At 64.7% G+C, this 7533-nt stretch carries 7 protein-coding genes and 1 pseudogene; 2 read left to right on the plus strand and 6 right to left on the minus strand.

Annotated features, from left to right (window positions below):
• Window positions 1-5: 5 nt before the first annotated feature.
• From JQ609_RS09170 to JQ609_RS09180, 4 genes and pseudogenes are all read right to left on the minus strand, one after another.
• Complete coding sequence (locus JQ609_RS09170; RefSeq protein ID WP_312014823.1) at window positions 6-1214, minus strand: citrate transporter; 1209 nt, start codon at window positions 1212-1214, stop codon at window positions 6-8.
• A 34-nt stretch (window positions 1215-1248) separates the two neighbouring features.
• Window positions 1249-2196: an alpha/beta hydrolase gene (locus JQ609_RS09175; RefSeq protein ID WP_212273149.1), complete on the minus strand. Its 948-nt coding sequence runs from the start codon at window positions 2194-2196 to the stop codon at window positions 1249-1251.
• A gap of 76 nt (window positions 2197-2272) precedes the next feature.
• Window positions 2273-2524 carry an SDR family oxidoreductase gene (locus JQ609_RS35735; RefSeq protein WP_312014825.1) on the minus strand — a complete coding sequence of 84 codons (252 nt, stop codon included), beginning with the start codon at window positions 2522-2524 and terminating at the stop codon, window positions 2273-2275.
• Window positions 2503-3048 (minus strand): annotated as a pseudogene (locus JQ609_RS09180) (SDR family NAD(P)-dependent oxidoreductase); the annotation flags it as partial. The pseudogene JQ609_RS09180 and the gene JQ609_RS35735, both read right to left, overlap by 22 nt.
• 260 nt (window positions 3049-3308) lie before the next feature.
• Here JQ609_RS09180 and JQ609_RS09185 point away from each other — a divergent pair.
• Entirely contained in the window at window positions 3309-4289 is a 981-nt protein-coding gene (locus tag JQ609_RS09185) for a DUF2155 domain-containing protein (RefSeq protein ID WP_212206675.1), read from the plus strand.
• A gap of 62 nt (window positions 4290-4351) precedes the next feature.
• On the opposite strand, the gene JQ609_RS09190 is transcribed toward JQ609_RS09185, so the two are convergent.
• Both JQ609_RS09190 and aat read right to left on the minus strand, forming a co-directional pair.
• Window positions 4352-5515, minus strand: a complete 1164-nt coding sequence (locus tag JQ609_RS09190; RefSeq protein WP_212273151.1) for an ATP-dependent Clp protease proteolytic subunit — start codon at window positions 5513-5515, stop codon at window positions 4352-4354.
• 118 nt (window positions 5516-5633) lie between these two features.
• Entirely contained in the window at window positions 5634-6314 is a 681-nt protein-coding gene (aat, locus tag JQ609_RS09195) for a leucyl/phenylalanyl-tRNA--protein transferase (protein ID WP_212273153.1), read from the minus strand.
• A gap of 115 nt (window positions 6315-6429) precedes the next feature.
• On the opposite strand from aat, the gene JQ609_RS09200 reads away from it, so the two are divergent.
• Window positions 6430-7401, plus strand: coding sequence for a tripartite tricarboxylate transporter substrate binding protein (locus tag JQ609_RS09200; RefSeq protein WP_212273155.1), 972 nt, complete (start codon window positions 6430-6432; stop codon window positions 7399-7401).
• Window positions 7402-7533: the final 132 nt, after the last annotated feature.

The following is a 7533-nucleotide window of genomic DNA, read 5'->3' on the forward strand; positions in this document are numbered from 1 at the left end:
ATGCGCTAAAGCGGCGCGTCGGGACGCCAGCCGAGAATGGCGAGCATGACGAAGAATCCGACGACGTAGGCAACCGCAATCGGCCAGCCCTGCGTGATCCATCGGCCGACGGATTTTGCTTCCGGATACATGTTCGCCAGCGCGACGCCCGCGGAGGAGCCGAACCAGATCATCGATCCGCCGAAGCCGACGGCGTAGGCGAGATAGCCCCAATCATAACCGCCCTGTTTCAGCGCGAGCGCGGTCAGCGGAATATTGTCGAACACCGCGGAGACAAAGCCGAGCCCGAGCGTCGTCGGCCACGAGGCGGCGGGGAGTTTCTCGACCGGCATCATCGATGCCGCCGTCACCAGCGCGAGCAGGAAGATGGTGCCCTTGAAGGTCTCCGGCATCACCGACCAGTCCGGCTTGCGCAACGCCGCGGTCGACAGGATCACGGCCCACACCGCGATGCCGAGCACGGGGAGGACGTCGAGCAGGTCAGGGAATTTCAGATTGGCAGTGATGTTGGCGGCCAGTGCGGCCACGAGTATGGCGGCGACGATGAACACCCTGATGGAGTCGATCTTCACTCCGCTCGGTGGATTCTTGACGATCGGCGAATAGCGCTGCTGCTGCAGCGACGCCGGCACGGCGAAGATCAGCATCGCGGCGATGGCGGCAATATAGGCCTCGACGACGGCGAGGGGACTGACCCCGGCGATCCACATCATCGTGGTGGTGGTGTCGCCGACGACGCTGCCGGCGCCTCCCGCATTCGAGGCCGCGACGATGGCCGCGAGATAGCCGATATGGACCTTGCCCCGGAAAACACTGCGCGCCACGGTGCCGCCGATCAGGGCGGCGGCGATATTGTCGAGGAAGCTGGACAGTACGAACACCAGCACCAGGAGAATGACGCCGCCCTTCCAGTCTTCCGGCAGCAGCGCCGGCATTTCGGCGGGAATCCGGCTCTCCTCGAAATGCCGCGACAGCAGCGCAAATCCCATCAGCAGCAGGAACAGATTGGCCAGCGTTACCCATTCATGCGCCATGTGGTGGCCGAGGCCACCAAGGCCGGCGCCGTATTTGAAGCCGGTGAAGATCAGCTTGTAGAGGATGATGGCGGCAAGCCCCGTCAACGCGACGGGCAGGGTGTGGCGATGAAACAGCGCGACGCCGAGCAGCGTGAGCGCGAACAGGATGAAGTCGACGGGTATCCCGAGGATGAGCATGGTTGCCGTCAATTCTGTCGCGCGAGCGAGTTTGTCAATTCAGCGCCTTCATCCAGTTCGCGATCTCGGTGACCGCGACATTGGCCTGTGGCAACAGCTTGCCCATGGTGAAGAATCCGTGGAACTGGCCGGGGAAGTGCTTGTAGGTCACGGGTACGCCGGCCTGCTTCAGCCGCGCGGCGTATTCGTCGCCTTCGTCGCGCAGCGGATCGCCGCCGGCGGTCAGCACATAGGCTGACGGCAATCCTTCAAGCGTTTTGGCGCGCGCCGGTGAGGCCTGCCAATTGTCGATGTCGGCGGGGCTGCTGAGATAATGGTTGCAGAACCATTTGATCACGGAATGCGTCAGCAGAATGCTGGTCTCGGGCTCGCTGTGCGAGGGATGCTTCATCCCAAAATCCGTCGCGGGATAGATCAGCACCTGACCCGCGAGCTTTGGCCCATCGTCGTCACGCGCCGCGAGCGCGACTACGGCAGCGAGATTGCCGCCGGCTGAGTCGCCGCCGACCATGATGCGGGCCGTGTCGATGCCGAGGTCCTTCGCATTGGCCGCGACCCATTTCACCGCCGTCACCGCGTCGTCGACGGCGGCGGGGAATTTGTGTTCGGGGGCGAGGCGATAGTCGATCGAGATCACGATCAACTCGCCCTCATGCGCGAGCTTGCGGCAGACCACGTCGTGAGAATCCAGATCGCCGATCACCCAGCCACCGCCGTGATAGAATACCAGGCAGGGCGCGAGGCCGCCGGTTTTTCGCAGGCTCTTCGGCGTGTAGATGCGCCCCGGGATCGCGCCATGCGGGGCGGGGATTGAGAGCGGTGTAGCGGATTCCAGTTCGGCCGGTTCGGGATTGGCGACAGGCCGAGCGGCCAGATACATCAAACGGGCCTGGGTCGGTGTTCCCGACTCATAAGGCGGGCGGCCGGCTTCCTGGAAGGCCTTGTAGACGGCGGCGGCATCGGGATCGAGAACGACGGGCATGGGGATGAAGACCTCTGGTGTTTTGTGCTGTCATTCCGGGGCGCTCGCGAAGCGAGTGAACCCGGAATGACGAAGGCTAGGCAGCCGTCCGGCCGCCGTCGACGGTGTAGGAAGAGCCGGTGACGTAGCTGGCCTCATCGGACGCCAGGAACGCCACGACGGAGGCGACCTCGGAAGCATGTCCGAGCCGCCGCGCCGGAATCCGGTCGACCATCTTTTCGGCATCGGGGCATTGCCGCCGTTGCGTCCCTGATAGATCGTCGACAGCATCCGGCTGTCGATCAGGCCTGGACAGACGCAGTTGACGCGGACGCCGGTGCCGGTGCATTCCCAGGCTGCGGTCTTGGTTAGTCCGATCACCGCATGCTTGCTGGCGCTGTAGACGGCGATGTAGGGCGATCCCATCAGGCCCGCGATCGAGGCGGTGTTGATGATGCTGCCCTTGTTCTGTTTGAGCATCACCGGCAGCACATGCTTCATACCGAGGAAGACGCCGACCACGTTGACGTCGAGCACCCGGCGAAAACTCTCCAGCGAATATTGTGGGATCGGCTTGATGTCGCCCTCGATGCCGGCGTTGTTGTAGAAGGCGTCGATGGTGCCGAATTTGTCGACGCTGGCGCGGACATAGTCGGCGACTTCGTCCTCCTGGGTGACGTCAGCGGCGATCGCCAGCGCCTCGGCGGAGGCCGGCAACTCCTTGATGGCGGCCTTGAGGTCGGCCTCCTTGCGGTCGACGGCGACAATGCGTGCCCCGCGCTCGGCGAGCAGCCTGATGGTGGCGGTTCCGATGACGCCGGCCGCACCGGTGACGACGGCGACCCGGCCGTCCAGGCGAATTCGATCGGTCATGTCTGGGGTTTCCTCTGGCTCGTCCGGTTGTCCCGGATTTTGACGGTTTTCGCACGAGGGACCGCGCAAGCGCTCGCTCGGGGCGACTATTTCATTTGTGGCGGGGGCTGACCAGAGGTCGCGGGGCGGGCGAAGCCCGTCCCTAGAGAGGGGTAACCGCCCTTTCCCCGCCGTATTCCACGTGTTAACCGGTGGGCACGCGAGCGGCGGATAGATTGTACTATGTCGCGAGCCCGATTCGCCCTTTAAAGCCGCGCGAGATGTTTCGAACCATTGCCCTGACTGGTATTGCGGCCCTGGTGGCCGCCTCGACAATGTCGCTTGCGCCGCCCGCGCGCGCGCAGATCGGCAATATTTTTTCCGATCCGCCGCTGCGGCCGCCAGGCGCGATTCCCCGTGGCAACCAGCAGCAACAGCAGCAATTCGACGACGAGGAGGAAGTGCCCGAATTGCCGCGCGGCCGGCTGTTGCCGACGCCGAACCGCCCCGCTCCGGGGCAGGGCGTACCTCCGCCCGGCAGCGTGCAGACCCAGCCGCTGGCGCCGCCGCCCGGCACCACCGTCGTTCCGCAGAACACCCAGCCGGGGATCGCGGTAGCGCCGCCGCAGCCGGGTGCGCCGGGCGCCGCGCCGCCGCCACCGGGGCAGCGCCAGCCCAAGGGGCCCGTTCCGCCGGCCTCGGCGAGCCTGCAGCCGGGCGACGAAGTGGTGTCCGAGCCTCCGGCGTCGAAGGTTACCAACAAGAAGGCGAGCTTCTCCGGCCTCGACAAGATCACCGGCCGGATCATCAATTTCGACGAGGACATCGGCGAGACGGTGCAGTTCGGCGCGCTGCGCGTGAAGACGTCGGCCTGCTACACGCGGCCGTCCACCGAAGCTGCCAATACCGACGCCTTTGTCGAGGTCGACGAGATCACGCTGCAGGGCGAGGTGAAGCGGATCTTCTCGGGCTGGATGTACGCCGCGAGCCCCGGGCTGCACGGCGTCGAGCACCCGGTCTACGATATCTGGCTGACCGACTGCAAAGGCCCCGACCAGACCATCGTCAGCGCGCAGCCTGAACTGCCGAAGCCGGCTCCGCCGCCGCCTGCCGCCAAGCGCCCGCCGGCGCCGAAGCAGGCCGCGCCGCGTCCGCCGCCGTCGGGGCTGCCGCCGCAGCCGCAGTTCCAGCAGCAACCGCCGCCACCGCCGCCGCAGCAACAACGGCCCGGCGGGCTGTTTGGTGGCTTGTTCGGGAATTAGGCGGCGTCCCCGCCGCATCGGTTCTCGTCGATGCCAGCAGACATACGACAAGGCGAATATTCTCAGCCGGGATCGGCACGCTCCGTAATCGCTTTTAGCGGCGCGCCCTGATAGGCCGCTTGCGTCTTTGGCAGCACGGGCACGCTACGCGAAGCGGGAGCAGATGGCGCCGGCGCCGCGGTTGCCACCGGCTTCGGCGGCTGCGGGTTGAAGATCGACGTCACCACGCGCTCGCGCAGCAATTCGCTCTGTTCGGGAAACCACATGCCCGAGGGACCCGCGCTGTTGGCGCGTTCGGCGAAGGCGGCGCTGAGGCCGAACTTCTCGAGGCGCGCCTGCTCGCGGGCAATCGAGATGCGCTGTTCGTTCGCGGTCATGCCGCGGAAGTAAGGCTGGTGAAAGCCGAGCCGTGCGTTCGCGTGCAGATGGCGCTGCTTGCCGCCGAGGAACATGATGGTGCAGGCGGAAGCGCATTGATGGGTAACGTAGGTCGACAGGCCTCGCGCCTTGATCAGGTCGGAGATCTTCTGCGCCTCCGCGACGCGCCCGCCGTTCGAGTTCAGCCGCACGGTGCGCACATTGTCCAACGCCTTCAGAATGGTCTCGAACTCCTTCGCCGTGCCGAACGAGATACCTCCGGAGAAATCCAGCATGGTGCCGTTATTCAGCACCTTGAACTGGTGTGACGCGAGGCGCGCATCGCCGGCCGCGATCTCGTAGATGCCGAGGCCCTGCGGAATCGCGACGTAGTAGACACTGTAAACGAGGTGGAAAGCGCCGAGCGCCATGGTCGCCTTGGCGGCGGTGCCCCAGAAGCGCTTTCCTGTCTGTCGGTAGGCGGTCGCCGCGCGCCAGACGCCGATCGCGCCCCAGATCGTGAACAGGATGATCGCGATCCAGGTCAGGCCGTGGGAGATCAGCCAGCGCACCGGCTGTTCGCCGACGCTTGGGTTGATCGCTGCGCCCAGAACGGCGGACGCAAGTCCGAAGCTCGTGCCCAGCACCACATAATTGATCCAGTAGGAGCGCGGCAGCGAGAGTTCGCCGCGCCAGTGCCGCGCGATGACGTTCTGCGCCGGGCGTTTGGGCAGCGGCGGCGGCAACCGGGGCGGCACGATGAAGGTGAGCGGCGGCGGCACGCTGGCAACGGCCTGTTCGGCGCCGTGGATCGCGACGAAGTTTTCGCCGGGCCCGGCCGCCGGTGTCGCGTGCAGCGCGTTGCTCATCTGAGCGATCCCTGTCGTTGTCGGAGGCGGAGCATTCCCACCGGCCGTGCAAACAGGGATAAGAGAGGTCACGGGGAGGGACTGTGACGGATGTCACAATGCCAAACAGGACAGGTCTTCAGCCGCGCGCCGCGATGATCGCGAGTGCGTCGGCGCCGCTGACCGGGCGATCGGGCGGCAATTTCAGAAAATCCGCCGGCTCGCCCGTGATCGCCCGGTCGAGCATGGTGCGGTAACGGCGCCTGGATATTTCGACCGCGCCGAAGCTCTTCAAATGCTCCGTGACGTATTGCGTGTCGAGCAGCTCAAACCCTCCTGCGATCAGCCGCGCCGCCAGATGCACCAGCGCCACCTTCGAGGCGTCTCTGGCGGTGTGGAACATGCTCTCGCCGAAGAAGGCGCGGCCGAGGCTCACGCCATATAATCCGCCGACCAGATCGTCGTTCTGCCAGACCTCGACGCTGTGGCAGTGCCCGATCTGGTGCAGTCCGACATAGAGATCGCGGATCCGCTTGTTGATCCAGGTGTCGTCACGCCCGGTCTGCGGCGCCGCGCAGCCCGCAATGACCGCCTTGAAGGCGGTGTCGACGGTGACGGTGAAGGCGTCGGAGCGCACGGTGCGCGCAAGCCGCGAGGCGATGCGAAAGCCGTCGAGCGGGATCACCCCGCGCATTTCCGGCTCGACCCAGAACAGGGTGGGGTCGTCGGCGCTTTCGGCCATCGGGAAGATCCCGCAGGCATAGGCGCGCAGCAGCACCTCGGGCGTGATTTCGGAAACGGCAGACTCGCGCGATGTCATGGCGGGAGAATAGCAGGGAGCCGGTGGCCTGTGCTATGCCTTGAAAAAAAGCGGCGGCATGGCCTGGATAACGAAAACGGGTAGTACGGCCGCCGGGAGGACTGGAGGAACGAAAATGAACCGACGCCGCTTCCTGCAATACTCGATTTCAACCGCTGCAGCCGCCGCATGGCCTACCGCCTCACGCGCGCAGCAGTACCCATCAAAAATCATCCGTTTTCTTGTCGGATTCCCTCCGGGCGGCTCGGCCGATTTGACGATGCGCCAATTTGCACATCGCCTCGATGCAGTATTGGGCGCCAAGCATCTGATCGAGAACGTTCCTGGCGCATCTTCGACACTGGCGGCCGTGCAGGCCCTGCGCGCCGAACCGGATGGACATACGCTTTATCTCGGCTCGAACGTCGCCCAGGTGATCGCGCCGACGATGCTGAAATTATCGTATGATCCACTGACGGCGCTTGCGCCGATTTCCCAGGTTACAACGAATTCGAATCTCGTCGCCGTATCAGCCGGGTATGGCGTGAAGAACTGGGCAGAATTCCTGGCGAAAGCCAAGGGAGAGCGCGATGGGGTGTTCTATGGAACCTCCAACGTCGGCTTCCAGATCCCGGCCGTCCAGATCTCCAAGATCGCCGGGATCAAGCTTGTCAATATTCCCTTCAAGGGCGGCGCTGAAACCGTTACCGCGGTGCTGGGTGGCAACATTCCGATGATCATCGGAACGCCCCCATCGATCCTGCCGCATGTCAACTCAGGTGCACTTGTAGCGCTGTGCGCAACGAGCGCGGAACGCTCCTCCGTCATGCCGGAAATTCCGGGAGCCAACGAAGTTGGCCTCAGGGGAATGGATTCGGTTGGGTGGTTTGGCCTCTTCGCACCCGCGAAGACCCCTGTTGCCGTCGTGACAAGGCTGCACGAGGCGATCCAATCGGTGATAGGGGACAAGTCGCTGCAACAGGCACTCAGCAAGGAAGGTTTGGAGCTGCGGGGCTCCGCGAGTCCGGAGCGCTTTGCGAGCTTCCAGAAGAAGGAGTTCGAAGAGACCGCAGCGATCATACGCGAGGCCGGACTTGCGCCGACCTAAAGCGTGATGGCATTAGGTTCGATAGCCTGAGTTTTTGAGGTAGTTGGCACATTCTTCTGAGGTGAAGGCATCGAGTGCGCAGCCGATTGCGGCGCAGACCGCGTCGACAGTTCGCGCGGCAGCTTTGCGGAC

It is taken from the genome of Bradyrhizobium sp. AUGA SZCCT0169, assembly GCF_018130085.1.
Taxonomy (GTDB): Bacteria; Pseudomonadota; Alphaproteobacteria; order Rhizobiales; family Xanthobacteraceae; genus Bradyrhizobium.

Coding starts and splice junctions, on each gene's coding strand:
- JQ609_RS09170 (WP_312014823.1), bottom strand. CDS start 1,214: ATGCTCATCCTCGGGATACCCGTCGACTTCATCCTGTTCGCGCTCACG.
- JQ609_RS09175 (WP_212273149.1), bottom strand. CDS start 2,196: ATGCCCGTCGTTCTCGATCCCGATGCCGCCGCCGTCTACAAGGCCTTC.
- JQ609_RS35735 (WP_312014825.1), bottom strand. CDS start 2,524: ATGCACCGGCACCGGCGTCCGCGTCAACTGCGTCTGTCCAGGCCTGAT.
- JQ609_RS09185 (WP_212206675.1), top strand. CDS start 3,309: ATGTTTCGAACCATTGCCCTGACTGGTATTGCGGCCCTGGTGGCCGCC.
- JQ609_RS09190 (WP_212273151.1), bottom strand. CDS start 5,515: ATGAGCAACGCGCTGCACGCGACACCGGCGGCCGGGCCCGGCGAAAAC.
- aat (WP_212273153.1), bottom strand. CDS start 6,314: ATGACATCGCGCGAGTCTGCCGTTTCCGAAATCACGCCCGAGGTGCTG.
- JQ609_RS09200 (WP_212273155.1), top strand. CDS start 6,430: ATGAACCGACGCCGCTTCCTGCAATACTCGATTTCAACCGCTGCAGCC.